Here is a 25,669-nt window from a genome sequence, read left to right on the forward strand (position 1 = left end):
TCCTAGCCAGGGAAGGCCACGGGTCAACGACACTTCCCCGCCGGCGAGAAAGTCTGCGACGGCGCTTGCCAAAAAGTCTGCCTGCCAACGCGAAACGCCCGAACCATGCGATCAGGTTCGGGCGCTTTCGCGGTCGTGAGTTTGGAGCCCTTGCAGACCCCGCCGAACGCTCGTCAGGCCGCTTCGGAGCTGCGGTCGCGCGATTTCACGACATAGGCGACGGCGCAATGCTCGGCGCAATAGGGCTTGCCCCCAGCGGCCGGCGCCTCACAGAAGTGGAAGTCCGGCGTTGCCGGATCACCGATCGGCCACTGGCAGCGTCGTCCCGTGGATTTCTCCTGCTGCTGCACGCGCACCATTGGCGGGCGCCGCCGCTCTTCCTTTGCTGGCGCGGCCGGCATCGGCGGCGGGGTCTTCAGCACCGGCGCCGGCTTGCGGGCCGGCTGAGCCGGCTTGCTCTCGCGGCGGATAGGTGACGGTCGCGCCGGCAGGTTAAGGCGGTGCGCCTTGCCCACGACGGCGTTCTTGGAAACCCCCAGCCGCTTGCCGATGGCGGAAGCCGAATGGCCGGCGTTCCACAGCTGGGTCAATTCCTCGATTCGTTCTGGCGTCCAAGCCATGCCATGCTCCCCACATGTTGAGGTCGTCGCCGACGAGGCACACTATATTCAGGCTCCTGCGGGGAGTCGAGTCGCTTGGCACAATATCTTGTGGAAAACTTCCACCCGGCCGGCAGGTCTTGCGTAGGGCGCCTGCTGGCCGCTTTCTGCAAGGCTGAGGGCAACAATTCAACCGCCTCCTGTGGAAAGCTTCAGCTACTTTGGAACTGCATCAGTAGCATCAGGAGCGGCGAGCTGCGGCCCGGCCGACATTGCCCCAAGTGACGAGCGCGACATCAGCAACACCGGCGCCGGCCAGTCGGCGCCGAGCCGTAGAACTCATCATCATTCTCGGCGCCATGACGGCCTTTGCGCCGCTGTCGATCGATATGTATCTGCCGGCCTTCCCCACCCTGCAGGAAGCCTTCGACACCACGGCCGGCCGCATCCAGCTCACGCTGTCCTCCTTCTTCGTCGCTTTTGCCTCCGGGCAGATGCTCTACGGGCCCTTGGCGGATCGTTACGGACGCAAGAAGCCAGCGCTCTTCGGCCTCGGACTCTTCGTCCTCACCTCCATCGGCTGCGCGTTTGCCGCCACGGTGGAGCAGCTGATGGTGTTGCGCTTCCTCCAGGCGCTGGGCGCCGGGGGCGGCGTGGTGGTGGCCCGCGCCATGGTGCGCGACCTCTTTCCGCCGTCCGAGGCTGTCAGCGTCTTCTCGCGCCTGATGCTGGTCATCGGCATTGCACCGATGCTCGCCCCGCTCTTGGGCGGCTACCTGCTGATCTGGTTCGATTGGCAGGCGATATTCTACTTTCTGGCCCTGTGCGGCCTGCTCTGTGCCCTGGCCGTGCAGTTTCGCCTGGCGGAGAGTCTGCAGCCGCATCTGGCGCAGTCTCTGTCGCTCCGTGCGATCATCAGCGCCTATGGGCGCCTGCTGGTCGACCGCCGTTTCATTGGTCCCGCCCTGGTGGGCGGCCTCTCCATTGCGGGCATGTTCGTCTACATCACTGCCTCACCCTTCGTGTTCATCGAGGTGCTGGGGCTGTCTCCCGAAGCCTATGGCTGGGTCTTCGGGCTCAACGCCCTCGGCTTCATTGCTGCCTCCCAAGTGAATGCCCGCCTCGGCCGAACCTTCGGGCCGGAAGGCGTACTTTCGGTGTCGAACCTGGCGCTGGCGCTGGTGGGCGTGGCGCTGATCCTCGGTGGCGCGCTGGGCATTGGGGGACGCTACGGCGTCTTCCTGCCGATCATCGCCTACATCACCTGCCTGGGCTTCATCATGCCGAACACGGCCGCCCTGGCGATGGCGCCTTTCGGACGCAACGCGGGTTCAGCCTCCGCTCTTTTGGGAACCTTGCAGTTCGGGCTCGCAGCGGTGGCATCGGCCATCGCCGGCACCTTCTCGCATGAAACGCCGGTAGCCCTGTCGCTCATGGTCGCGGGCCTGGGCTTTTGCGGAACCCTTGCCTACTTCCTGCTCTGCCGAAAGGCCCGGCCCGTCGTCTGAAAGCAGGCACTCACAGCCGGGTCATGAAGCGCTCCAGCCGCTCCAAGGCACCATCGAGCACGGCGTCGCGTTTGGCGAAGCAGAAGCGCACCGCCGTGGTGACCTTGTCCTCGGCGTAGAAGGCACTCACCGGAATGGCCGCCACGCCGGCCTCGCGCACCAGCCGCTCGCAGAAGGCCACGTCATCGCTCAAGCCCAAAGGCGCGATGTCGACATTGAGGAAGTAGGTCGCCTGGCAGGGCAGAACGGTGAAGCCGAGCCGCTCCAGGCCCGAGGCAAAGCGGTCGCGCTGCCTCTGAAAGCTCTGGCGCTGTCCGGAAAAGAAATCGTCGTCCTTGCCCAGGCCATAGGCCACGGCAGTCTGGAGGTTCGGCGGCGTGGTGAAAGTCAGGTACTGGTGGGCGCGGGAGATGGCGGCATGCAGCGGCGGCGCTGCTGCGACCAGTCCAACCTTCCAGCCAGTGAGAGAGAAGATCTTGCCGGCCGAGCCGATCTTGACCGTGCGCTCGCGCAGGGCCGGCACCGAGAGCAGGCTTGTGTGGGCGACATCGTCAAAGGTGATGTGCTCCCACACCTCATCGCAGACCACAGTGGCGTCGTAGCGCTCGACGAAATCGGCGAGAAGTTCGATGTCCTCGCGCGCCAGCACCGTGCCTGCCGGGTTCAGCGGCGTGTTAAGCAGCACGACGCGCGTCTTGTCGCTGAAGGCCGCTTCCAGTTGGGCGGCATCGAAGCGCCACTGCGGCGGTTGCAGCGTGACGAAGCGCGGGACACCGCCGGCGCGCAGAACCAGCGGCAGATAGGCATCGTACATCGGCTGGAACAGCACCACCTCGTCACCCGGCTCGATCAGCGCGAGGAGCGATGCCGCCAGGGCCTCTGTGGCGCCAGAAGTCACCAGCACCTCGCGCTGCCAATTCAGATCGACGCCATAGAAACGCTGGTAGTGCGCAGCGATGGCCTGGCGCAGGTCGGGCAGCCCGAACATCGGCGGATACTGGTTCCAGCCATGCACCGCGGCGTCTGCCGCCGCACGCCGCACGTCCTCGGGGCCCGGATCGTCGGGAAAGCCCTGGCCGAGGTTGATGGCCTCGTGCTCGCGGGCCAGTTGGGACATGGACTCGAATACCGTGGTCGGCAGCGAGGCGAAGAGCGAGTTCATAGCGCGAAGGTCCGGTAGCAATGCGTGACTTTGCGCCAAGCATGGCCGTGGGAGACCGGAAATCAAGGGTCAGGCCGTGGTGCGCGCCCTGCCCCGTCTATTGCAACGGCGAGGGCTCCGCTTCCCCCTCGAGGTCGGCGGCGGTCACCTGGGTGGGGCCGGCATGATGATGAACCAGGCGCCACTCCCCCTCTTCCTGCACAAAGACATTCGTCGCCAACAGCAACCCCTTGCCCATCTGCTCATAGCACAAGACCATCGCGCTCTCCGGCGTCAGCGGTACCACGCGCGGCTCCCGGCAGCGCAGGGCTTCGGGCACACCGCCATTCTCGATGATGGCCTTCCAGCTTTCCATGACTGCCTCCCGGCCCACCAGCGGCGCCCAGCCTGGATGTGCGCAGGCCACTGGCGCTGTGCGTGCCCAGAGCCCATCCATCGCCTGCAAGTCGCCGGTGCGAAAGGCCTCGTAAAAGGCATCATTGGTGAAAAGGATGACAGCTCTCTCTCGCATAGATTTCTCCAGCCTGCGTCGCGGTTGGTGCGCCCGGAAAAGCATCAGTTGCGACCACTGCAAGCTTTGCCTAGAAGTAGAGGTCGGTGTCACTCGAGAAAAGAGCACCACGCTCATGTTTGGGCGAGCTTGGGGGCGTCACCGGCAGAGGAAGAGCGACACAGCACGCCGCAATATCGCTCTACACCTCCGTCACTGCCCCGGACGACCGAATCAATACGTTGCAAGAATAAACGGGAAGCGGCCGAATGCACAGAACGCTCACTTGGACCGCTGGGTTCCTTTTCCTGACAGTCGGAGCCAGCCACGCCGCCGACGACGTGATGGTCGTCTATGACGGCTCCAACTCGATGTGGGGGCAGATCGATGGCGTCGCCAAAATCGAGATTGCCCGCGAGGCCATGGGCAGCCTGCTGGGCGAATGGGCGGACGGAAGCAACGTCGGCTTGATGGCCTACGGGCATCGGCGGGAAGCCGATTGCGGCGACATAGAAACGATCATCCTGCCCGGCCCGCTCGAGCGCGACAGCTTCATGGAGCGCGTGCATGCCATCACGCCGCGCGGCAAGACGCCTCTCACAGCCGCGGTGGAAGAAGCCGCCCAGGTGCTGGCGTTTCGGGACAACCCGGCGACAGTCATCCTGATCACTGACGGTGTCGAGACCTGCCAGCGCGATCCCTGTGCGCTTGCGGATCAACTCGAAACCGCCGGCGTTGGCTTCACCGCTCATGTGGTCGGCTTCGATCTGAGCGGCGAGGATCAGGAGGCCGTTGCCTGCCTGGCCGATCGGACCGGCGGCCGCTTCCTGGCAGCCGATAATGCCGATGAACTCAGCAGCGCGTTGGGTGAGGTCGGTGCAACCCTGGCTCAGGCCACCGTGCCGGAACCAGAGCCGGAACCAGAGCCGGAGGCACCGGCCCTGCCGTCGGTTGAGGTGACTGCGCCCGAAACCGCGACAATCGGATCGGCCGTAAAGGTCCAGTGGAATGCCCCCGAACAGTTGGAGCGTGACATGATGACCATCGTCCCATTCGGCACAAAGGACGGCGAGGCCGGGAAGTACATCCGTGTCCGGGACGACAACGCGGGCACACTGCGGGCTCCCGCCGACACGGGACTCTACGAGGTGCGCTATGTCGTGAATGACGGACGCAGGACCGCCGGCTCGGCTGAGCTTGAGGTGGTGGATGCGGCCATCACGCTGGAAGCGCCTGAGAACGCCACCAGCGGCGCAACCTTCGCCGTTTCCTGGTCCGAATCCATCCATCCACAGGACTATGTGACCATCGTCCCCATGGGCGCCGAGGAAGGCGAGAGCGGTGACTACGTCCGCACACGGGACAACACCGAAGGTTCGCTGCAAGCCCCGGCTCAGCCCGGCCTCTATGAGGTTCGCTACATTCTGAACGAAGGCAGAAAAACCCTGGCATCAGCGGCGATCGAGATCGTTGAGGCCGAAGCCTCGGTTTCGGCGCCCGAGCAGGCAACCGCCGGCGCCGCCTTTCAGGTCAGCTGGTCAAACTCCATCCATCCACAGGACTACGTGAGCATCGTCCCCATGGGCGCCGACGAAGGCGAGAGCGGTGACTACGTCCGCACACGGGACAACACCGAAGGCTCTCTGCAAGCCCCGGCTCAGCCCGGACTCTATGAGGTCCGCTACATTCTGAACGAAGGCAGGAAAACGCTGGCTTCTGCAGCGATCGAGATCGTCGAGGCCGAAGCCTCGGTTTCGGCGCCCGAGCAGGCAACCGCCGGCGCCACCTTCCAGGTCAGCTGGTCAAACTCCATCCATCCACAGGACTATGTGACCATCGTCCCCATGGGCGCCGACGAAGGCGAGAGCGGTGACTACGTCCGCACACGGGACAACACCGAAGGCTCTCTGCAAGCCCCGGCTCAGCCCGGACTCTATGAGGTCCGCTACATTCTGAACGAAGGCAGGAAAACGCTGGCTTCTGCAGCGATCGAGATCGTCGAGGCCGAAGTCACGGTTTCGGCGCCCGAGCAGGTCGTGACTGGCGCAAGCTTCCAGGTCAGCTGGACCAACCCCATTCATCCACAGGACTATGTGACCATCGTCCCCATGGGCACTGGTGAGGGCGAGTATGGCAACTACACGAGGACGCGCGACAACACGCAGGGTTCCGTGACCGCACCGGCCACTCCCGGCCTCTACGAGGTGCGCTACATTTTGAACGAAGGACGAAAGACCCTGGCATCAGCGGAAATCGAGGTGGTCGAAGCAGGCATGGAACTGTCGGGACCGGACACAGTCCGGGCCGGCGACCAGTTCCGGGTGGCCTGGACCGGCAGCGCGCCGAGCCCGCGCGACTACGTCTCCATTGCGCCTCTCGGCTCCGACGACGGCGATTACGAGACCTACGCCCGTGTGCGTGATGCCCAGGAGGCTGATCTTACCGCCCCGGAGACAATGGGCTTTTACCAGCTCCGCTACGTCCTGGACGAAGGACGTCGCGTGCTCGCCCGCCACGACCTCGAGGTGGTTTCCGCAACAGCCGCCCTGGATGACGGGGGATCCCTGAGTGTGCCCGAGACGGGCACGCCCGGAGAGTCCATAGCGGTGACCTGGTCGGCCGAGGACAACGGAAACGACCGTCGCATCTCCCTGGCTCAAGCCGATCAGGCGGACTTCACCTGGATCGAGATGCAATCGGCAAGCGCGGAGGAACTGACCTTCACCCTGCCCGATGCCCCCGGCAGCTACGAATTCCGCTTGCTGGACATCTCCGAGCGCAAGGTCCTGAGCCGCGCCATCATCCAGGTGCAGTAGGGCTGGCGGCTCCTCCGGTCTTCTTGCCGGAGGGCCGCCTGCTCGACCGCGCTGCGTCCCGAAAAGGCCCGGACAAGGTTTCGGACTTTTCCTTGACGAACGGCGGTTGGGAGCGTTTTGCTGCCCATCCCTTCACCTTCTGACGGATCCCGCCTCATGCTCGATACGCACGGTGCCCTCATCTACACCATGGTCCTTGCCTCCGTGGCGGACCAGGAAATGAACGACCGTGAAATCCGCATGATGAGCGAAATGATCCGTCTCCTGCCGGTGTTTCAGGAATTCGAGTTCGACCGCTTGAGCCCGACAACGCAGGCCTGTGTCGAACTGCTGCAGGATCCGGACGGCATCGACACCGCCCTGGATGCAATCGACGAAGCGCTGCCGGAAAGCCTGCGGGAAACCGCCTATGCCCTGGCATGCGACGTCGTGGCGGCAGACGGCACAGCGACCCAGGAGGAACTGCGGCTGCTGGAAATGCTGCGCCATCACATCGGCGTCGGCCGGCTGGAAGCGGCCGCCATTGAGCGCGGCGCGGGCGCACGCTTCCGCACTGCCTGACGGCGCCCTGGCAGCCACTCTGGGAGACGGCTGCTAATCCTTTGTTATATCTAATTTTTTGTTGCCAGTCGCGTTCAAGACCGGGCAAGATTCCTGTGCGTTGTTGATGGCTCGACAATCAGGGAGGTTCCGGATGTCCGCACTGGCGCTTCAGTTGAAAGACTATCGGCTGACCACGGCCGAGATCCTGTATCACATGCCCGATCACCCGCATCTGCTGCAGAGCTACGTCTGGCAGGATTACGACATTTCACCGGAGTTTCCGCAGTTGCGGCGATTCCTCGACTTCTGGAGCCGGAATCTCGACGGCAAGCTGCACAGCGTCAAGGTGGACAGCCAGAAGCTGATCGGACAGAGCGAGTTGCGCCGGGCCGATTGCATGCTTTCCCTGCACTGAGGTCGACGCCGCGCCCGCGAGTAACCTGACCCGGCCGCGGCATTCCGCCGCGCCGGAGCTCCTGTGGCCGGCTTGCTCCGCCGCAAAGCGCGGCTAGACTGCCGCGCATGTCCACCTCAGGTCACACCTCGCCCGTCGACGCCACGCTTCGGTCTGGCGTCGATGCGCGCAGCCAGCCACGCGCCGTGGCGCTGTGGCTCGGCTTTTCTGCCGCCATGGTCTTCGCCATGGCCGTCATCGGCGCCATTACGCGCCTGACGGAGTCAGGTCTCTCAATCATGGAATGGGCGCCGATCACCGGCACCCTGCCCCCCCTGTCCCAGGCGGAGTGGCAGCGGGTCTTTGACCTCTACCGCACGATCCCGCAGTACCAGCTGCTGAACCAGGGCATGACCCTGGAAGAGTTCCAGACCATCTTCTGGTGGGAATGGATCCACCGCCTCTGGGGTCGGCTGATCGGTCTCGTCTTCTTCGTCCCGCTGGTCTGGTTCTGGCTGCGTGGGCGGCTTCCGACCTGGATCAAACCGCACGCCATCATGCTGCTCGCACTCGGGGGACTTCAGGGTTTCATGGGGTGGTTCATGGTGGCGAGCGGCTTTGCCGACCGCACCGAGGTGAGCCAGTACCGACTCGTCCTGCACCTGGGACTGGCAGTGTTTATCTACGCCTACATGCTCTGGCTGACGTTCCGCCTGGTGACACCCGCGCCGACGCGCAGCGCGCCGGAAACCCGCTCCCTGCGGTGCTGGCTGGTGGCATTGCTGGTGCTGATCTGCATCACCCTGGTCTCCGGCGGCTTCGTTGCCGGGCTCCGGGCCGGCTTCACCTACAACACCTTCCCCCTGATGGATGGACGGGTGATTCCCGGCGGCTATGGCATGCTTCAGCCCTGGATCGCCAACCTGTTCGAAAACCACGCGACAGTGCAGTTCAACCACCGTCTGCTGGCGACACTGACGCTCATTGGCGCCGTGGTGCTCTGGGCCTACGCACGCCGTCAGAAACTCGCCACCGCGGCGGCCAGGGCAATGGCTGCCATCGCCGGGATGGCGGTGATCCAGTTCCTCCTGGGAGTCACCACTCTGCTGCTGGTGGTGCCGGTCAGCCTGGGCGCCCTGCATCAGGCCGGGGCGCTGATCCTGCTCGGCCTGACCCTGTTGGCGCTGCATCTGCTGCGCCCGGTCGAAGCCGGACGCAGCAGCCAGGGGTCATAGCCCGCTTACTCCGCAGCCTGACGCAAGGCCAAGGGGTCGTAGGCCAGGTTGGGGGCAAGCCAGCGCTCGGCCTCCTCCACGGTCCAGCCCTTGCGACGGGCGTAGTCCTCGACCTGATCGCGCTCGATCCGGCCGACGCCGAAGTACTGGCTTTCGGGGTGGGAGAAGTACCAGCCCGACACAGTCGAGGCCGGCTGCATGGCGCAGGATTCCGTAAAGGTCACGCCGCAACGCTTCTCGGTCTCGAGCAGCGGTAGCAGCGTGCGCTTTTCCGTGTGGTCCGGGCAGGCTGGATAGCCCGGCGCCGGACGGATCCCGCGATACTTCTCCGCAACCAGATCCTCGTTACTCAGATCCTCGTCCGGCGCATAGCCCCAGAACTCCATGCGCACCCGCTGATGCATGCGCTCGGCAAAGGCCTCGGCCAGACGATCGCCCAGGGCCTGGATCATGATGGCCTCGTAGTCGTCCTCGCGCGCCTTGGCTTCCGCCACACGCTTTTCGATCTCCGGACCGGAGGTGACGCAGAAGGCGCCGAGCCAGTCCGGCGGACCGTCGAGCGGGGCCACAAAATCCGAAAGGGCCAAGTGCGGGCGCTCCCGCCCCTCTCGCCGGGCGATCTGCTGACGCAGGTGGTACAACCGCTTCATTTCCTCGCCCGATTCCGGATCGAACAGAACGATATCGTCCCCGTCCGAAGCCGCGGGCCAGAAGCCGAGCACCGCCTTGGGGCCGGGCCAGGATTCCGCAACCATGCGCTCCAGGATCTTCTGTGCATCGTTGAAGACGCTGCGGGCGGCCTCGCCCACCTTCTCATCCTTCAGGATCGTCGGATAGCGCCCGTGCAGCTCCCAGGTGGAGAAGAAGGGAGTCCAGTCGATGCAGGAGATCAGCTCTTCCAGATCATAGCCCTGGAAATCCCGCAGGCCTTCGAAAGTCGGCCGCGGCGGCGTGTAATTCGCCCAATCCAGTTTCAGGGCATTGGCCCGGGCGTCCTCGATCGCCACACGCGCGCGCCCGCTGCCCTTCTTGGCGTGGGACTCGCGCATCTTCTCATATTCCTGATCGATGTCCTTCACGAAGGGCTCGCGCAGCGTTGGGGAGGCAAGCCGACCAGCCACGCCAACTGCGCGGCTGGCGTCCAGCACATGCACCACCGGGCCCTTGTAGTTGGGCGCGATCTTGACGGCAGTGTGGATCTTGCTGGTGGTCGCCCCGCCGATCAGCAGCGGCAGTTCGAAACCTTCGCGCTGCATTTCGCTGGCGATGTAGCCCATCTCCTCCAGGCTGGGCGTGATCAGTCCGGAAAGACCGATGATGTCGACATTTTCCGCCCTTGCCGTCTCGAGGATCTTCGCGGTGGGCACCATGACGCCGAGGTCGATGACCTCGTAGTTGTTACACTGCAGCACGACGCCAACGATGTTCTTGCCGATGTCGTGCACGTCACCCTTCACGGTGGCCATGAGGATGCGACCCTTGGTGTCCCTGTCGCCCTCCTGCTTGGCCGCTTCGATGTAGGGCAGCAGGTGCCCCACGGCCTTCTTCATGACCCGCGCAGACTTCACCACCTGCGGCAGGAACATCTTGCCGGCGCCGAAGAGGTCGCCGACCACGTTCATGCCGTCCATCAACGGCCCCTCGATCACCTCGAGCGGCTTGTCATGGTTCAGGCGGGCTTCCTCCGTGTCCTCAATGATCCACTTGTCGATGCCGTGGACCAGCGAGTGCGACAGGCGATCGTTGACCGGCATCTCGCGCCAGGAGAGATCCTGCTCCTTGCGCGCGCCAGCGCCATCCGAGCGATAGCGCTCGGCAATCTCCAGCAGGCGCTCGGTCGCCTCCGGATTGCGGTTGAGGATCACATCCTCGCAGGCCTCACGCAGCTCGTCGGGAATGTCCTCGTAGACCGTGATCTGTCCGGCGTTGACGATGCCCATGTCCATGCCGGCACGGATCGCGTGCAAGAGGAACACCGAGTGCATGGCTTCACGCACCCGCTCATTTCCGCGGAACGAGAAGGAGACGTTCGAAAGGCCGCCCGAGATATGCGCGTGCGGCAGCTCGTTGCGGATACGGGTCGATGCTTCGATGAAGGCCCGAGCATAGTCATTATGGTCCTCGATTCCCGTCGCCACCGCGAAGATGTTGGGATCGAAGATGATGTCCTCAGGCAGGATGCCGACCTTGTCCACCAGCAAGCGGTAGGCGCGCTCGCAGATGGTGAACTTGTGGTCAGCGGTTGCCGCCTGACCTTGCTCGTCAAAGGCCATCACCACCACGGCGGCGCCATAGCGCTTGACCAGGCGCGCCTGCTCCAGGAAGGGCTCTTCGCCTTCCTTCAGGGAAATCGAGTTGACGATGGGCTTGCCCTGCACGCACTTCAGGCCGGCCTCGATCACCTCCCACTTGGAGCTGTCGATCATGACCGGCACGCGCGCCACATCGGGCTCGCCGGCGATCATGTTGAGGAAGCGCGTCATCGCCTGGACGGCATCGATCATGGCGTCGTCCATATTGACGTCCAGGATCTGGGCACCGTTCTCGACCTGGGTGCGGGCCACCTCAACAGCGGTGGCGTAGTCCTCGGCAGCGATCAGCTTCTTGAAACGGGCGGAGCCGGCGACGTTGCAGCGTTCGCCGACGTTGACAAAACGTCCGGTGGTCATGCTGCCTCCTCTTCTTCATCACGGGGCAGAATAAAGGGCTCGAGGCCGGAAAGCCGCATCCAGGGCTTCATCTGCGGGACACGCCGGGGCGCCTTGCCCTCGACGGCAGCCGCAATGGCCTTCAAGTGTTCTGGGGTGGTGCCGCAGCAGCCACCCACGATGTTCAGGAGTCCATCCTTGGCCCAGTCGGCGATATGCTCGGCCATTTCTTCCGGTCCCAGATCGTAACCGCCGAACTGGTTCGGCAAGCCGGCGTTGGGATGCGCGGACACAAGCGTATCGGCGATCCGGCTCAACTCGGCCACGTGCGGGCGCAGCTCCTTGGGGCCCAGAGCGCAGTTCAGCCCGACCGAGAAGGGCGCCACATGGCGCACGGAATGCCAGAAGGCTTCCGGGGTCTGGCCCGAGAGCGTGCGACCGGAGAGATCCGTGATCGTGCCGGAGATCATGATCGGCACCGCATCGCCCAACTCGTCGAACAGACCGGTCAGCGCGAAGAGCGCCGCCCGCGCGTTGAGCGTGTCAAAGATCGTTTCCACCAGGATCAAGTCGGCACCACCTTCGATCAGGCCTTTGGCTGCCTGCCGGTAGTTCTCGACCAGCTCGTCATAGGTTACGTTGCGGAAGCCGGGATCCTCGACATCCGGGGACAGCGAGGCGGTGCGAGACGTCGGGCCGATCACTCCGGCCACGAAGCGCGGCTTCTCCGGCGTCTTCTCGGTCATGGCATCGGCGGCGTCACGCGCCAACTGGGCCGCACCGCGGTTCAGATCATCCACCGCCGATTCCAGGCCGTACTCCGCCTGGCTGATCGCGGTGGCGTTGAAGGTGTTGGTCTCCAGGATGTCGGCACCAGCCTCGAGATTCTCGCGGTGGATGTCGCGGATCAACTCGGGCCGGGTGAGAGCGAGCAGGTCGTTATCACCCTTCAAGTCGCGCGAGTGGTCGCTGAAGCGATCACCACGATAGTCATCCTCCTCCAGGTCAAGTCCCTGGATGGCGGTACCCATCGCTGTGTCGAGCAGAAGTATCCGTTCCTTGGCCGCTGCGTGCAGCGCCTTTCTTCGGGTCTTTCGATCAGTCATGAAATTCAATGTAACTCCGTGATGATTGGATCGAGGCGCAGCGCCGAAGACGGCACTACGCTCTCATCGCTGTGGGCACCTGCTGCGCGGGCGGCGGCATTGAGCGGCCGCAGCCCGTCGTCGGCGAGCAGGCGCAGGCGTCGGTCAAGCGCCGCGGTGTCTTCGGGGGTATCGCCACCCCCGATCAGGTTCACACCTTCACTTTGAACGGCCCGGGTGAGCCAGTCGCCGCGAGCCCGCGAACCGTTGCGATAGATGATCGTGCCATCGACCTGCTCCAGGACGTGGTTCGAGTAAGCGACGGCGCCGGGCGTGCTCTGGAGGTAAAGCGGTGCCATGGCGCCCAGTTGGCGCCGTGCCTTCTCCGCCCCGCGCAGAAAGAGGGAAGCGCGACCGGTCCCCGGCGTCACATCCAGGGCGATCCCGTCGGCGCCCCCGGCGATCAGGCCTTCGGCCTGTGTCGCCACGGCAGCTTCGAGTTCGCCCGGCGACGCATCCCAGCCCTGGTCACGTACCAGCCCCAGCACGAAGCGCCGGCGGCCGCGACCGGGGATGGAATCCACTGCCTCGCAGGCGATCTGCGTCGCGACGAAGTTCAGGTAGAAGGCCTGGTCGGCCAGCCCCGCATCCTCCAGCGACAGCGGCGAAGCATCGAGCGTGTGACTGCGCACCACGTCGGCGCCCGCACGAAGATAGGCTTCGTGCACCGCCTTAACCCAAACCGGTCGAGTGAGGCACAGCAATTCCAGCCGCCCTTCGTGCCCCCAGAGGTCGCGCTCAGGGTCGATGGGCTGCTTGCGCAGCTGGCGGCTGACGGCGCCGTCCGTCAACAGCACGCGCTGTGCCAGTGCCTCCTCCAGGCGTCGCATGTCAGGCCGCCTCTTGCAGATCGGGCCGGATCCCCAGCAGTCGACAGATCGCCAGGGTCATCGGCGCCTTGTTGAGTGTGTAGAAGTGGAAATCCTCGATGCCTTCGGCGCGCAGATCGCGGCAAAGATCGGCTGCGATGACGGCACCCACCTGGCCGCGGGTTTCCGGATCGTCCTCCAGCCCGGCAAAGCGCTCGCCCACCCAATCGGGCACCGTGGCGCCGCAGCGCTCGGCAAAGCTTTTCACCTTGTTGAAGTCGTGCACCGGCACGATACCCGGGACCAAGGGCTGCGTGATGCCGGCGCGCACTGCACGATCCCGGAAGCGGAGGAAATCATCGATATTGAAGAAGAACTGGCTCACCGCCCGGTCGGCACCGGCATCGAGCTTGCGCTTGAGATGCTCCAGTTCGGCTTCGATGGACGGCGATTCCGGGTGGCCTTCGGGATAGCAGCCCACGCTGATGTCCTCGGCGCCCATACGCCGCAGCGACGCCACCAGTTCCACCGCCCCGGGATAGCCCTCCGGATGCGGGCGATAGGGCCGCGCCATATCGGGCATGTCGCCGCGCAGGGCCACAAAGCGCTTCACGCCGGCGTCCAGCCAGCTCTGCAACTGGGCGTCCACTTCGGCCCTCGGCTGCCCCACGACGGTGATATGGGCGGCCGGGTCCATGCCCGGCGTATCCAGCAGAAGCTGCAGCCCCTTATTGCTGGACTCACGCCCGGACCCGCCGGCGCCGTAGGTCATGGACCCAAAGGCCGGGCGCAGGGGCGCCAGCTTCTTGGCCGTCTCGGCCAGTTGACGCTCTCCCGCCGGCGTGCGCGCCGGAAAGAATTCGAAGGAGAATCGCATCAGATCACCTTCCTCGCAGTTTCTGCGTTATCAGAGTTGAGACTGTCATTGGCGGGCCGGCGCCCGAGCCAAAGGCCAACGGTCAAGGGACCGCCGGCTAGAGAGTGCGAACGTTCCGCCACCAGACCCGCTTCACTCAGGAAATCGGTCATCCCAGCATCGGAGAAGCCCAGCCAACGATGGGCATGCTCGCTGCGCAGTTCGGCGCGTTCATGCGGCAGGAAGTCGACGACCACGAGCCGCCCTCCCGGCCGCAAGACCCGCGCCGCTTCCTTGATCGCCGCCGCAGGGCGCTGCGCGTAGTGCAGCACCATATGCAGCGTCACCACGTCAAAACGCCCCGCGGCAAAGGGCAAAACCGTCATCTCGGCATGACGCACCTGGCAGTGCCGCAGACCGGCCCGGAAAAGATTGGCCCGGGCCACGGTCAACATATCGCGCGACAGGTCGACGCCTATGGCACTGCGGGCATGATCGCCCAAAAGCTTGAGGACATGCCCGGCGCCGGTGCCCACATCGAGAAGGTCGTCGATAGGCTCGGCCAGGACGATCTCCCGCAAGGCGCTGTCCACCGTGTCGGTGTTGGCATGCAGCGCCCGCAGCCGGGTCCAGTCCGTGGCGTTGCGGCGGAAATAAGCGGCAGCCTTGACCGCCCAGGCTTCCTGCACCGCCTGAAGCCGCTCCAGGTCACGCGCATGCAGCGGGTCTTCCGCCGGCAGCAGGTCGACGAGCTGGCGGGACAGTTCAGCCCCAAGCCCACGATCGGAAAGCCGATAGTAGGCAAAAGAGCCCTCCTGGTGCCGCTGGAGGAGACCTGCCTCCACAAGCAGCTTGAGGTGGCGCGACACCCTGGGCTGGGACTGGCCGAGAATCTCGACCAGGTCACTGACCGTGAGCTCCGCATGGGCACAAAGCGCCAGCACACGCAGCCGTGTCGGCTCCGCCGCTGCCCTCAGCCCCTGCAAAAGCACGTCCATCCCTGGTCCTCGCTCGCTCATATAAAGATATCTTTATACCCTTATGCTGCCGACTTCAAGAGGAGCAAAAGAGGCGCATGGTCATCGGATGCATCGCAGATCTGTCGGCGCCTGCTGCCCTGAGCGGTTGCACCGAGGGGGCCGATGGTCGATATGACCACTTCGTAATGGCAGGAGCGGAGAATGACCGGAGCAGGCGAGAAAGCGGCGCCGCAGGGGAGCCCAGAGGCAAGCACCGTGGATCGAAGTGATCTGCGCGACGCCCTGGGCAGCTTTGCCACCGGCATCGCCATCGTCACCAGCATTGACGAGACCGGCACCCCCGTGGGCGTGACGGTGAACTCCTTTTCGTCGGTCTCCATGGACCCGCCCCTGGTGCTCTTCTGCCTTGACCGGAGCGCCTTCAGCCTGCCCACCTTTGTGTCGGCGGGCCACTTCGCCATCAACATCCTGGAAAGTGCGCAGGCCGAACTCTCCAAGCGCTTCGCCACCCCAATGGCCGACAAATGGGCGGGTCTGCGCTGGACTGCAGGGTCCGGGGGCATTCCGCTGATCCCCGGCTGCGTCGCCTGGCTGGAGTGCGCCCGCCATGAAGTGATCGAGGCCGGCGACCATCTGATCCTGGTCGGCGAGGTCACGCGGGTGCGCAACGAGCCGGAGCGTGATGCACTGCTCTACAAGCGCGGCCGCTACGGCCACTTCGTCAGCGCCTAGAGACGTATCACATGCGCTTGATTCGCCACCCGCGCGCAACGCCACCTGAGTGCCGCAACGCGGTCGCGGTCATCGGCAACTTCGATGGCATCCATCGCGGTCACATGCACCTCCTGGAGCATGCCCGTGCGCTGGCGACAGCGCGAAACGCACCCTGGGGCATGGTCACCTTCGAACCGCACCCGCGGCGCCTCTTCGCACCCGATCTTGCGCCCTTTCGGCTGACCCCGCTGCGAGTTAAGGCCCGCCTGCTGCAAAGCCTGGGCGTCGAGGTGCTCTGGGTGCTGCGCTTCAATCGGGCGCTGGCCGGCTTGACGCCCGAAGCCTTTGCCCGAGAGGTCTTGCATGAGGGGCTGGCGCTCAAGCATGTGGTGGTGGGAGCGAACTTTCGCTTCGGCAACCGGCGCGCCGGTGATGTGGACGCGTTGCAGCAGTACGGGCAATCATTCGGCTTCGGCGTCAGCGGCCTCGGCATGGCTTCCGCGCCGGGCCAGGCGCAGGAAGTCTACTCCTCCAGCCTGGTCCGGGACTACCTGCAGGCCGGCAATCCGACCCGCGCGGCACTGCTGCTCGGCCGCTACTGGGAGATCGAGGGCCGGGTGCATCATGGCGCCAAGCGCGGCCGCGAACTGGGTTTTCCCACAGCCAACATCCTGCTCGGGCGCGATACGCTGCGCCCCGCCTTCGGCATCTATGCCGTGCGCGTGGCCGTGGAAGGCGCCTCGAGCGAGGGGCGCAGCACGACCCGCTGGCTGCCGGGTGTGGCCAATCTGGGCATCAGCCCCATGTTCAACTACGCCGAACCACTGCTGGAAGTGCACCTGATCGACTATCAGGGCGACCTTTACGGCCGTCATCTACGAGTGGCGTTTATCGACTACCTGCGGCCCGAAGCTCGCTTCGACAGCCTGGACGCCCTGAAGAACCAGATGACCGAGGACTTGCGCCGAGCCCGCGCCACGCTGGCCTGGGAAGACTGGCAGGGCAACTGGCCGGCCAGTTCCTTCCTTCCCATACGACCCGGCGAGTCCTGACTGGTGGGCGCATTACTGACCGGACGCGCGCTCAAACGCAGCGCCCGCCATCCACCGGCAGCTCGATGCCGGTGATAAACTCCGCCTCTTCCGAGGCCAGCCAGAGGGCAGCCCGGGCAATGTCCAAAGGCTTGCTCATTCGCCCCAAGGGAATGGTTGCGACGAAGCGGGCCCGGTTCTCCGGCGTGTCCGGTACACCCATGAAGTGCTCGAGCAGCCCGGTCTCACCGATGACCGGGCAGATGGCATTCACCCGGATGTTGTCCGGAGCCAGTTCCACAGCCATGGACTTGGAAATCACGTTGGCCGCACCCTTGGAGCCGTTATACCAGACCAGGCCGGGGCGCGGACGGATGCCCGCCGTGGAGCCCACGTTGATCACGGACCCGCCGCCCTTGGCGCGCATGGCCGGCACGGTCGCCTTCGCCATGAGATAGATCGCCTTGACGTTGACGGCGTAGACCTTATCGAAGGTCTCCTCGTCCACTTCCAGCATCGACTGGTTGCGGTGGGTGATGCCCGCGTTGTTGACCACGATATCCGCCTCGCCGAAGGCCGCGCGCGTGGCGGAGACGATCGCATCGATGCCGGCAGCCGTCGAAACGTCGCCCACAGCAGCGATGGCGGCCGCGCCGATGTCACCGGCAACGCGCTTGGCTTCCTCGGCGCGGATATCGGCGACACAGACCTTGGCCCCCTCCTCCGCGAACAGCCGGGCAATGCCTTCGCCGAAACCGCCGCCGGCACCGGTGACGATGGCAACCTTGTCCTTCAGTCTCATGCAGCGTCCCTCGCTTCCATCTCTTGTTGCAGGATCATCCTCAAGTAGGGAGAGCAAGACAAGCCCGTTCCCGGGTTAGCCTCAGGGTATCTCCCGCTCACTTGCAGCCTGTTGGCCGATCTTCGCCAGGCTCTTTCGGTCGAGCCGCGGCGAGAGCAGCACGCGAGCGCCAGCCTCCAGCCCGCGCAGCACCGCGGCAAAGCTGCGCGCATCGGCCAAAGGGGCCGTCAGCAACCAGCGCTCGTCCTGTCGCTTCGGCACCGCTGCTGCCGCAATCTCGGTTCCGAGACGGGCAGCGTCCCACTCCGTCATCAGGCCCTCCAGGGCCGTCATTCCGTGCACTGCTCCCCCGAACGACTCCCGTTTCCTCAGGGAGGCATAACGCAGAAAGCGTGGATCCGGCGGCAGCGTCGCCAGACCGCCGCCGCGCAACAGAGGCGCGATCAGATTGCGCGGAAAGGGCAAGAGATCGGTCAAACGGTCAACGGCCACCGGCATATCGGCAGGACAGGCACGCATGAGCCGCAGCACCTTATCGAAAAGCGGCGTCGGGTTGGAGGTAATCAGCAGCTTCGGCGGCCTGGCGCCAAGGCGTGCGGCCAGTTCAGCCTCCTCCTCCCGCGGGTCCAGGACCAGCAGGAGCAAGCCCAAGCAATCGGCGGCAATCAGCAGTTCGATGTGTGTGGGACTGTTGGGCAGAAGCACGGCCACCCGGTCGCCGTGGCCCAGCCCCCCTGGCACCGCTTCGACCAGACCGGCCGCCAGCGCCCGGCCGGCATGCGCCAGGGCCGGAGCCGATGTCGTGCGGCCGAGGAAGTCCACACTGCCTCGCCCTGCGTCAACATAGGCCTGCAGCGCCAACGGCGCCTGACGGCCCGCGGTCACAGGTCCAGAAGCAAGCGCTCGGGATCCTCGATCGCTTCCTTGACCTTGATCAGGAAGGTCACTGCCTCGCGACCATCGACGATGCGGTGGTCGTAGGAGTGCGCGAGGTACATCATCGGCCGAACTTCCACCTGCCCGTTCACGGCCATGGGCCGTTCCTGGATCTTGTGCAGTCCGAGAATGCCCGATTGCGGTGCATTGAGGATCGGCGTGGAGAGCAGCGAGCCGAAGACGCCGCCATTGGTGATCGTGAAGCTGCCACCCTGCATCTCCTCGATCTTGAGCTTGCCGTCGCGCGCGCGGCCAGCAATCTCGCCAAGCGAGGATTCGATCTCCGCGAAGGACTTGCCGTCGCAATCACGAATGATGGGGACCATCAAGCCCTGGGGTGTCGAGACCGCCATGCCGATGTCGAAGAACTTGTTGTAGACAATCTCATCCCCGTCGATACGGGCATTGACCGCCGGCACCTCCTTCAGCGCCGCCACCACGGCCTTGGCGAAGAAGGAGGTAAAGCCCAGCTTCACCCCGTGCTTCTTCTCAAAGCCTTCCTTGTGCTTGGACCGCAGGGCCATGACGGCGCCCATGTCTACCTCGTTGAAGGTGGTCAACATGGCCGCCGTGTTCTGCGCTTCCTTCAGGCGTCGGGCAATGGTCTGGCGCAGCTTGGTCATGCGCACCCGCTCCTCACGCGGCGAGGAGTCGGCGGGAGCCGCCGTCGATTTGGGCTCGGCAGTGGGCTGGGAGGCCGGTGCCGGCGCTTGCGCTGCCTGCACCTGAGGCTTTGCCAGCAGTTCCTTGCGCCCTTCCACCACGGCCAGGACGTCTTCCTTGGTCAGGCGTCCCTTGGGGCCGGTCGCAGGGATGCGCGCCGGGTCCAGGCCATGCTCAGCCACCAGATTGGTCACAGCAGGCGAAAGGGTCATGCTCGAGCTTCCGCCCGCGCTCTCCAGGAAGCTCTTCAGGTCGCGCGCCGTGATCTTTCCGCCTTCACCACTGCGCGGCACCGCACTGGGATCGAGGTCGCCGGTCGTCGCCTCTGCAGGGGCCGCCCTCTCGGGCTGAGCCGCCGCGGGTGCCTTCGCTTCGGGTTCCGCCGCAGCAGCGGGCTTGCTTGGCGCCGACTTCGCCCCCGCTCCACCGGCGGTGACAGCGCCCAGCACTTCACCCGGTTCGACAGAGGCGCCTTCCGCTGCATCGATCCGCGTGAGCACACCGGCCACAGGTGCATTGACTTCGAGACTGACCTTGTCGGTTTCCAGTTCCACCAGGGGCTCGTCCGCGCCCACGCTGTCGCCTTCCTGCTTCAGCCACTTAGCGACCGAAGCCTCCGCCACGGACTCGCCAAGCGTCGGCACGACAACCTGCTGTTCCTCGCCGCCGCCGGGCTCCTCTTCGCTCGGCGCGGCCTCGCTCGCTTCTTCCTCGGCGGGTTCTGGTGCAGCGGGCTTGGACTTCTGCGAATCAGCCGCCGGCGCCTTTTCGGCGGGCTGGCCCTCCCCTTCACCGATGCGGCCCAGCAGTGCATCGACCTCGACGTTGGCGCCCTCTTCCGCCAGGACCTCGCTCAATACACCGGCTGCTGGCGCATTGACCTCGAGCGTCACCTTGTCGGTTTCAAGCTCCACCAAGGGTTCGTCCGCGGCCACACTCTCGCCGGGCTGTTTCAGCCATTTGGCCACCGTTGCCTCGGTGACTGATTCGCCCAGCGTCGGGACCCGGATCTCGGTTGTCATGATCGCTCTCTCGTCCTTGGTTCGTCCGGTGGCTGCGAAGGGGGTCGACTACTTTGCCGCTGCGTGCTGTTCCTCGTCGGCCGCGCGGCGGGTGCCGATGCGCCCGACCCGCGCCATTCCCACGGTGAACGCCTCTTGCAACAGCTGGTTCTGTTCGGCCACGTGCCGCTGAAAGCGCCCGGTTGCTGGCGACGCCGCGGCCCGCCGACCGGCGTAACGCGGTCGCGGCTTCTTGAAGCCGATCTCATCCGCCGTTTCCTCGATGAAGGTCTCGACGAAGGACCAGGCGCCCATGTTCCGCGGCTCTTCCTGGCACCAGACCAGTTCGCAGTGACGGTAGGGCTCGAGCCGTTCCTGCAAAGCATCCCAGGGGAAGGGATAGATCTGCTCCAGTCGGATGAGATGCACATCCTTGACCTGATGCTTCTCCTGCTCCTCCAGCAGGTCGTAGTAGACCTTGCCCGAACAGAGCACGACCTGCTTGGCGTCCTTCGGCTTGCTGGGCAGCTGCGGTTGCACCATGACCCGGTGGAAGGAACTGTCCCCCGTCATGTCCGCCAGGTTGGACTGGCAGCGCTTGTGCCGCAGCAGCGATTTCGGAGTCATCACCACCAGCGGCTTGCGGAACTCCCGATGGACCTGTCGGCGCAGCGCGTGGAAGAAGTTGGCTGGCGTGGTGCAGTTCACCACTTGGATATTGTCTTCAGCACAGAGCTGCAGGAAGCGCTCCATCCGCGCGGATGAGTGCTCCGGCCCCTGCCCCTCGTAGCCGTGGGGCAGCAGCATGACCAACCCGGACATCCGCAGCCACTTGGCCTCGCCGGAAACGAGGAACTGGTCGATGATGATCTGGGCACCGTTGACGAAATCGCCGAACTGCGCCTCCCAGAGCGTCAAAGCTTTGGGTTCGGCCAGGGAGTAGCCGTACTCGTAGCCCAGGACCGCCAGTTCGGACAGCGGGCTGTCGACAATTTCCAGCTTGCCCTGATCCGGCCGGATGTGTTCCAGCGGCTTGTAAATCTCCTCGGTCTTCTGGTCGATCAGCGAAGCATGGCGCTGGGAGAAAGTGCCGCGATTGCTGTCCTGCCCCGACATGCGCACCGGATGGCCTTCGATCAGCAACGTGCCGAAGGCCAGAGCCTCGGCCGTCGCCCAATCAATCCCGGTCCCGCTCTCGAACACCTTGCGCTTGTTGTCCAGCTGGCGCTGGATCTTGCGATTGACGTTGAAGCCTTCCGGATAGCTGCACAGCGCTTCGCCGACTTCCTTCAATTGCTCCTCTGACACGGCCGTGCGACCGCGACGCGGATCGTAGCCCCGCGCAGCCTTGAAGCCGCTCCACGCCCCCTCCAGCCAGTCGGCCTTGTTGGGCTTGTAGGACTTGGAGGCCTCGAACTCCTGATCCAGCCGGTCGAACCACTGCTGCACCAGCGCATCCGGCTCCTTCTCCGAGACCACCCCCTCGCTCGAAAGCTGCTGGGCATAGATGTGACGGGTCGAGGGGTGGCCCTTGATCCGCTCGTACATCAGCGGCTGGGTGAAGGCCGGCTCATCGCCCTCGTTATGGCCGAAGCGGCGATAACAGAACATGTCGATGACGACGTCCTTCTTGAACGTCTGCCGGAACTCCGTGGCGATGCGCGCCGCATGAACCACGGCTTCGGGATCGTCGCCGTTCACGTGCAGGATCGGCGCCTGGATGATCTTGGCCACATCCGAGCAATAGGGCCCGGAGCGCGAATTCACCGGATTGGTGGTGAAGCCGATCTGATTGTTGACGATGAAATGGATGGTGCCGCCGATGCGGTAGCCCTTGAGCTCGGAGAGATCGAGCGTCTCCGGCACCAGCCCCTGGCCCGAGAAGGCCGCGTCACCATGCAGCAGCAGGGCCATGACCTTGGTGCGGTCACTGTCGCCGCGCTGCTGCTGCTTGGCACGCACCTTGCCGCAGACCACCGGGTTCACCGCTTCCAGGTGCGAGGGGTTTGCGGTCAGGGACAGGTGGACCACGTTGCCGTCGAACTCTCGATCCGCCGAAGTGCCAAGGTGGTACTTCACGTCGCCGGAGCCACCCACATCCTCAGGGTGCGCAGCACCGCCCTGGAATTCGCTGAAGATCGCCTGGAATGGCTTGGCCATGAAGTTGGCCAGCACGTTCAAGCGACCGCGGTGCGGCATGCCGATCACCACTTCCTCGAGCCCAAGGTGTCCACCGCGCTTGAGGATCTGCTCCAGCGCCGGGATCATCGCCTCGGCGCCATCCAGGCCGAAGCGCTTCGTGCCGGTGTACTTGCGGTCCAGAAACTTCTCGAAGGATTCCGCTGCCGTCAGGCGCTCAAGAATGGCGCGCTTGCCGGGAATGGTGAAGTCGGTCCGATTGTGGTCCCGGGTCTCGATGCGTTCCTGGATCCAGCGCTTCTGGTCCGGATCCTGGATGTGCATGAACTCCACGCCAATGGAACCGCAGTAGGTCTCGCGCAGCGCCTGCACGATCTCCCGCAGCGTGGCGATCTCCATGCCCAGCACATTGTCGATGAAAATCGGCCGATCCATATCGGAATCGCTGAAGCCATAGGACTTCGGATCGAGTTCCGGATGCGGCTCGACCTTGACCAGGCCGAGCGGGTCGAGCTGAGCCTCCAGGTGCCCGCGAACGCGATAGGCGCGGATCAGCATGAGGGCGCGGATCGAGTCCACGGTCGCGGCGCGCACACGCGGATCGTTGATGTCCGCGGGAACCGCGCCGGGCGGCAGCATGGGGCGTGGCGAGCGGGCCGGCCGGGTGTAGCCGTCGGGGCAGCCCTGGACGCCGGTGTCGCCGGGTTCCGCCCCTTCCGGCCAGTCCACCGCCTCGTTCAGGACCGCACGGGCATCCTCGTCCAGAGCATCGAAAAACGCCTTCCAGTCCGCCCCCACGGCATCCGGGGAACCGAGATAGGTGGCATAGAGCGCCGCCAGTTCGGGCGCATGAGGCCCCATCAGCTGCACGTCACCACTCGCCTGTTGCTGCGCCATCGCTTCTTTCAGCGCGGGACCCGCAAGGGCGGCCGCGCCGCCTCCTTCCAATCAAAGGCCGGGGAAGTCGAATGCAACTCCCCCGGTCTCATTTAACACAGTGCGCGCTACTTACCAGCGGCCTGCATGGCCTTGACCATGGAGCTGCCCAGGCTGGCCGGTGAGTCGGCCACGAAGATGCCTGCCTCCTGCAGCGCCTTGATCTTGAAGTCGGCCGTGTCGTTGCCGCCCGAGATCACCGCACCGGCATGGCCCATGCGACGCCCCGGAGGCGCCGTGCGGCCGGCAATGAAACCGCAGACCGGCTTCTTGGTGGCTGCGGCGGCCAGGTATTCGGCACCCTTCACCTCGGCGTCACCACCGATCTCGCCGATCATGATGATGCCTTCGGTCTCATCGTCGTCGAGGAACATCTCGAGACAATCGACGAAGTCGGTGCCATTGACCGGATCGCCGCCGATGCCGATGCAGGTGGACTGCCCCAGCCCCGCTGCGGTGGTCTGGGCAACAGCCTCGTAGGTTAGGGTGCCGGAGCGCGAAACGATGCCGATCTTGCCGCGGCGATGGATGTGGCCAGGCATGATGCCGATCTTGCATTCGTCCGGCGTGATGATGCCGGGGCAGTTCGGGCCGATGAGCCGCGCCTTGCTGTCCACCAGGGCGCGCTTCACCTTCACCATGTCCAGCACCGGAATGCCCTCGGTGATGCAGACCACCAGCTCAATCCCGGCATCGATGGCTTCCAGGATGGCGTCGGCTGCGAAGGGCGGCGGGACGTAGATCACGCTCGCGTTGGCGCCGGTGTCGTTCACCGCCTCGGCCACGGTGTTGAAGACCGGTAGGTCCAGGTGCTTGCTGCCACCTTTGCCCGGGGTCACGCCGCCGGCCATGTTGGTGCCGTAAGCAATCGCCTGCTCGGAATGGAACGTCCCCTGCGCGCCGGTGAAGCCCTGGCAGATGACCCGGGTGTTCTTGTCGACCAGAACGGCCATCAGTTCGCCTCCTTCACTGCGCTCACGATCTTCTCCGCCGCATCGGCGAGGTTGTCTGCCGACACGATGGGCAGACCGGACTCCTCCAGGATCTTCTTGCCGAGTTCCACGTTGGTGCCTTCCAGCCGCACGACCAGCGGCACATGCAGGCTGACCTCGCGCGCCGCGGCGACCACGCCCTCGGCAATGACGTCGCAGCGCATGATGCCGCCGAAAATGTTAACCAGGATGCCCTCGACGTTGGGGTCGGAGAGAATGATCTTGAAGGCCGCGGTCACCCGCTCCTTCGTCGCACCACCGCCGACATCCAAGAAGTTCGCCGGCTCGCCGCCGTAGAGCTTGATGATGTCCATGGTGGCCATGGCCAGGCCGGCGCCATTGACCATGCAGCCGATGTTGCCGTCGAGCTTGATGTAGTTCAGCTCGTGGCGCCCGGCCTCGATCTCCATCGGATCTTCTTCGTCCTCGTCGCGCATTTCGGCGACGTCAGGATGGCGGAAGAGCGCGTTGTCATCGAAGCCCATCTTGGCATCGAGGGCGATCACCGCCCCCTCGCCCGTCACCACCAGCGGATTGATCTCCATCAGGGAGACATCGAGCTCGGTGAAGGCCTTGTACATGGCCGCCAGGAACTTCGTGGCCGCGCCCACCTGCTTGCCCTCGAGGCCCAGCGCGAAAGCGATCTTGCGCGCCTGGAAGGGCATGAGGCCGACGGCCGGATCCACAGGCTCCTTGACGATCCTCTCGGGATGGGAGGCTGCCACCTCCTCGATCTCCATCCCGCCTTCCGTGGAAGCGACCACCGTCACCCGGCTGCTGGCGCGATCCACGAGCATGGACAGGTAGAGCTCACGAGCGATGTCGCAGCCTTCCTCGATATAGAGGCGCTTGACCTCCTTGCCCGCGGCCCCGGTCTGCTTGGTGACCAGCACATGGCCCAGCATCGCCTTGGCGTTGTCCCGGACTTCCTCAATGGACTTGCTGACACGCACACCGCCCTTGCCTTCAGGGTCGTCCTGGAAGCGGCCCGCGCCGCGTCCGCCGGCGTGAATCTGCGACTTGACCACCCAGACGGGGCCGCCGAGTTCCTTTGCGGCCGCTTCCGCTTCGTCCGGCGTGTAGGCGACATGCCCGCGGGGCACGGCCACACCGAACTTCGCGAGCAAGCTCTTCGCCTGATACTCGTGAATATTCATGCTGTTGCGCTCATTTCTTCCAAGGAAAGTTTAGAATGAAGCTGTCGAAACACGCTCCGCCCCACACCCATGTTTTCCGGCGCCTTCGCCTCCCGGTGGCACTTTAACAGCCT

General features: G+C 64.9%; 21 protein-coding genes. 7 read left to right on the forward strand and 14 right to left on the reverse strand.

The window, feature by feature from the left end; all coding sequences use genetic code 11:
* Nucleotides 1-173: 173 nt before the first annotated feature.
* The gene (locus ABZ720_RS12440) at nt 174-620 is read right to left on the reverse strand and encodes a GcrA family cell cycle regulator (protein WP_366555853.1); all 447 of its coding nucleotides are present in this window, start codon (nt 618-620) and stop codon (nt 174-176) included.
* A gap of 260 nt (nt 621-880) precedes the next feature.
* Here ABZ720_RS12440 and ABZ720_RS12445 point away from each other — a divergent pair, with 260 nt between their 5' ends.
* Nucleotides 881-2,107 carry a Bcr/CflA family multidrug efflux MFS transporter gene (locus ABZ720_RS12445; protein ID WP_366555854.1) on the forward strand — a complete coding sequence of 409 codons (1,227 nt, stop codon included), beginning with the start codon at nt 881-883 and terminating at the stop codon, nt 2,105-2,107.
* Nucleotides 2,108-2,117: 10 nt separating this feature from the next.
* Here ABZ720_RS12445 and ABZ720_RS12450 read toward each other — a convergent pair whose 3' ends face one another.
* Nucleotides 2,118-3,269 carry an aminotransferase gene (locus ABZ720_RS12450; RefSeq protein WP_366555855.1) on the reverse strand — a complete coding sequence of 384 codons (1,152 nt, stop codon included), beginning with the start codon at nt 3,267-3,269 and terminating at the stop codon, nt 2,118-2,120.
* A gap of 97 nt (nt 3,270-3,366) precedes the next feature.
* Nucleotides 3,367-3,780, reverse strand: coding sequence for a nuclear transport factor 2 family protein (locus ABZ720_RS12455; protein ID WP_366555856.1), 414 nt, complete (start codon nt 3,778-3,780; stop codon nt 3,367-3,369).
* A gap of 248 nt (nt 3,781-4,028) precedes the next feature.
* Between ABZ720_RS12455 and ABZ720_RS12460 the strand changes: the two genes are divergently transcribed.
* From ABZ720_RS12460 to ABZ720_RS12475, 4 genes are all read left to right on the forward strand, one after another.
* On the forward strand, nt 4,029-6,575 hold the full coding sequence (locus ABZ720_RS12460) for a VWA domain-containing protein (RefSeq protein ID WP_366555857.1): 2,547 nt from the start codon (nt 4,029-4,031) through the stop codon (nt 6,573-6,575).
* 156 nt (nt 6,576-6,731) lie between these two features.
* The gene (locus tag ABZ720_RS12465; protein ID WP_275823612.1) at nt 6,732-7,136 is read left to right on the forward strand and encodes a tellurite resistance TerB family protein; all 405 of its coding nucleotides are present in this window, start codon (nt 6,732-6,734) and stop codon (nt 7,134-7,136) included.
* 133 nt (nt 7,137-7,269) lie between these two features.
* Nucleotides 7,270-7,533, forward strand: a complete 264-nt coding sequence (locus ABZ720_RS12470; protein WP_275823611.1) for an usg protein — start codon at nt 7,270-7,272, stop codon at nt 7,531-7,533.
* Nucleotides 7,534-7,640: 107 nt separating this feature from the next.
* Nucleotides 7,641-8,747 carry a COX15/CtaA family protein gene (locus ABZ720_RS12475; protein WP_366555858.1) on the forward strand — a complete coding sequence of 369 codons (1,107 nt, stop codon included), beginning with the start codon at nt 7,641-7,643 and terminating at the stop codon, nt 8,745-8,747.
* A gap of 5 nt (nt 8,748-8,752) precedes the next feature.
* Here ABZ720_RS12475 and metH read toward each other — a convergent pair whose 3' ends face one another.
* Genes metH through ABZ720_RS12495 form a run of 5 tightly spaced genes read right to left on the reverse strand, consistent with a single transcriptional unit; the run spans nt 8,753 to nt 15,203 of the window.
* On the reverse strand, nt 8,753-11,416 hold the full coding sequence (gene metH, locus ABZ720_RS12480; protein WP_438264100.1) for a methionine synthase: 2,664 nt from the start codon (nt 11,414-11,416) through the stop codon (nt 8,753-8,755).
* Nucleotides 11,413-12,501 carry a homocysteine S-methyltransferase family protein gene (locus tag ABZ720_RS17485; protein ID WP_438264101.1) on the reverse strand — a complete coding sequence of 363 codons (1,089 nt, stop codon included), beginning with the start codon at nt 12,499-12,501 and terminating at the stop codon, nt 11,413-11,415. The genes metH and ABZ720_RS17485 overlap by 4 nt, the downstream gene beginning before the upstream one ends.
* Before the next feature lie 5 nt (nt 12,502-12,506).
* Nucleotides 12,507-13,370 carry a homocysteine S-methyltransferase family protein gene (locus ABZ720_RS12485; RefSeq protein WP_366555859.1) on the reverse strand — a complete coding sequence of 288 codons (864 nt, stop codon included), beginning with the start codon at nt 13,368-13,370 and terminating at the stop codon, nt 12,507-12,509.
* A 1-nt stretch (nt 13,371) separates the two neighbouring features.
* Nucleotides 13,372-14,226, reverse strand: coding sequence for a methylenetetrahydrofolate reductase (locus tag ABZ720_RS12490; RefSeq protein ID WP_366555860.1), 855 nt, complete (start codon nt 14,224-14,226; stop codon nt 13,372-13,374).
* Nucleotides 14,226-15,203: an ArsR/SmtB family transcription factor gene (locus tag ABZ720_RS12495; RefSeq protein WP_366555861.1), complete on the reverse strand. Its 978-nt coding sequence runs from the start codon at nt 15,201-15,203 to the stop codon at nt 14,226-14,228. The genes ABZ720_RS12490 and ABZ720_RS12495 overlap by 1 nt, the downstream gene beginning before the upstream one ends.
* A gap of 237 nt (nt 15,204-15,440) precedes the next feature.
* On the opposite strand from ABZ720_RS12495, the gene ABZ720_RS12500 reads away from it, so the two are divergent.
* Together ABZ720_RS12500 and ABZ720_RS12505 are read left to right on the forward strand one after the other, a co-directional pair.
* Entirely contained in the window at nt 15,441-15,917 is a 477-nt protein-coding gene (locus ABZ720_RS12500) for a flavin reductase family protein (RefSeq protein WP_366555862.1), read from the forward strand.
* 11 nt (nt 15,918-15,928) lie between these two features.
* Entirely contained in the window at nt 15,929-16,951 is a 1,023-nt protein-coding gene (locus ABZ720_RS12505; protein WP_366555863.1) for a bifunctional riboflavin kinase/FAD synthetase, read from the forward strand.
* A gap of 31 nt (nt 16,952-16,982) precedes the next feature.
* Here ABZ720_RS12505 and ABZ720_RS12510 read toward each other — a convergent pair whose 3' ends face one another.
* The 6 genes from ABZ720_RS12510 to sucC all read right to left on the reverse strand — a co-directional run bounded on the left by ABZ720_RS12510 (nt 16,983) and on the right by sucC (nt 25,556).
* Nucleotides 16,983-17,732, reverse strand: a complete 750-nt coding sequence (locus tag ABZ720_RS12510) for a glucose 1-dehydrogenase (protein ID WP_366555864.1) — start codon at nt 17,730-17,732, stop codon at nt 16,983-16,985.
* 81 nt (nt 17,733-17,813) lie between these two features.
* Nucleotides 17,814-18,554 carry an AMP-binding protein gene (locus ABZ720_RS12515; protein WP_366555865.1) on the reverse strand — a complete coding sequence of 247 codons (741 nt, stop codon included), beginning with the start codon at nt 18,552-18,554 and terminating at the stop codon, nt 17,814-17,816.
* Nucleotides 18,555-18,613: 59 nt separating this feature from the next.
* Entirely contained in the window at nt 18,614-20,353 is a 1,740-nt protein-coding gene (gene odhB, locus ABZ720_RS12520) for a 2-oxoglutarate dehydrogenase complex dihydrolipoyllysine-residue succinyltransferase (RefSeq protein WP_366555866.1), read from the reverse strand.
* 48 nt (nt 20,354-20,401) lie between these two features.
* Nucleotides 20,402-23,368, reverse strand: coding sequence for a 2-oxoglutarate dehydrogenase E1 component (locus tag ABZ720_RS12525; protein ID WP_366555867.1), 2,967 nt, complete (start codon nt 23,366-23,368; stop codon nt 20,402-20,404).
* Between the two features lie 107 nt (nt 23,369-23,475).
* Nucleotides 23,476-24,360 carry a succinate--CoA ligase subunit alpha gene (gene sucD / locus ABZ720_RS12530; protein WP_366555868.1) on the reverse strand — a complete coding sequence of 295 codons (885 nt, stop codon included), beginning with the start codon at nt 24,358-24,360 and terminating at the stop codon, nt 23,476-23,478.
* Nucleotides 24,360-25,556, reverse strand: coding sequence for an ADP-forming succinate--CoA ligase subunit beta (gene sucC, locus ABZ720_RS12535; RefSeq protein ID WP_366555869.1), 1,197 nt, complete (start codon nt 25,554-25,556; stop codon nt 24,360-24,362). Before sucC ends, sucD begins: the two co-directional genes overlap by 1 nt.
* Nucleotides 25,557-25,669 lie beyond the last annotated feature (113 nt).

Source organism: Aquibaculum sediminis, from assembly GCF_040712085.1.
GTDB classification, from domain to species: domain Bacteria; phylum Pseudomonadota; class Alphaproteobacteria; order Kiloniellales; family DSM-21159; genus Aquibaculum; species Aquibaculum sediminis.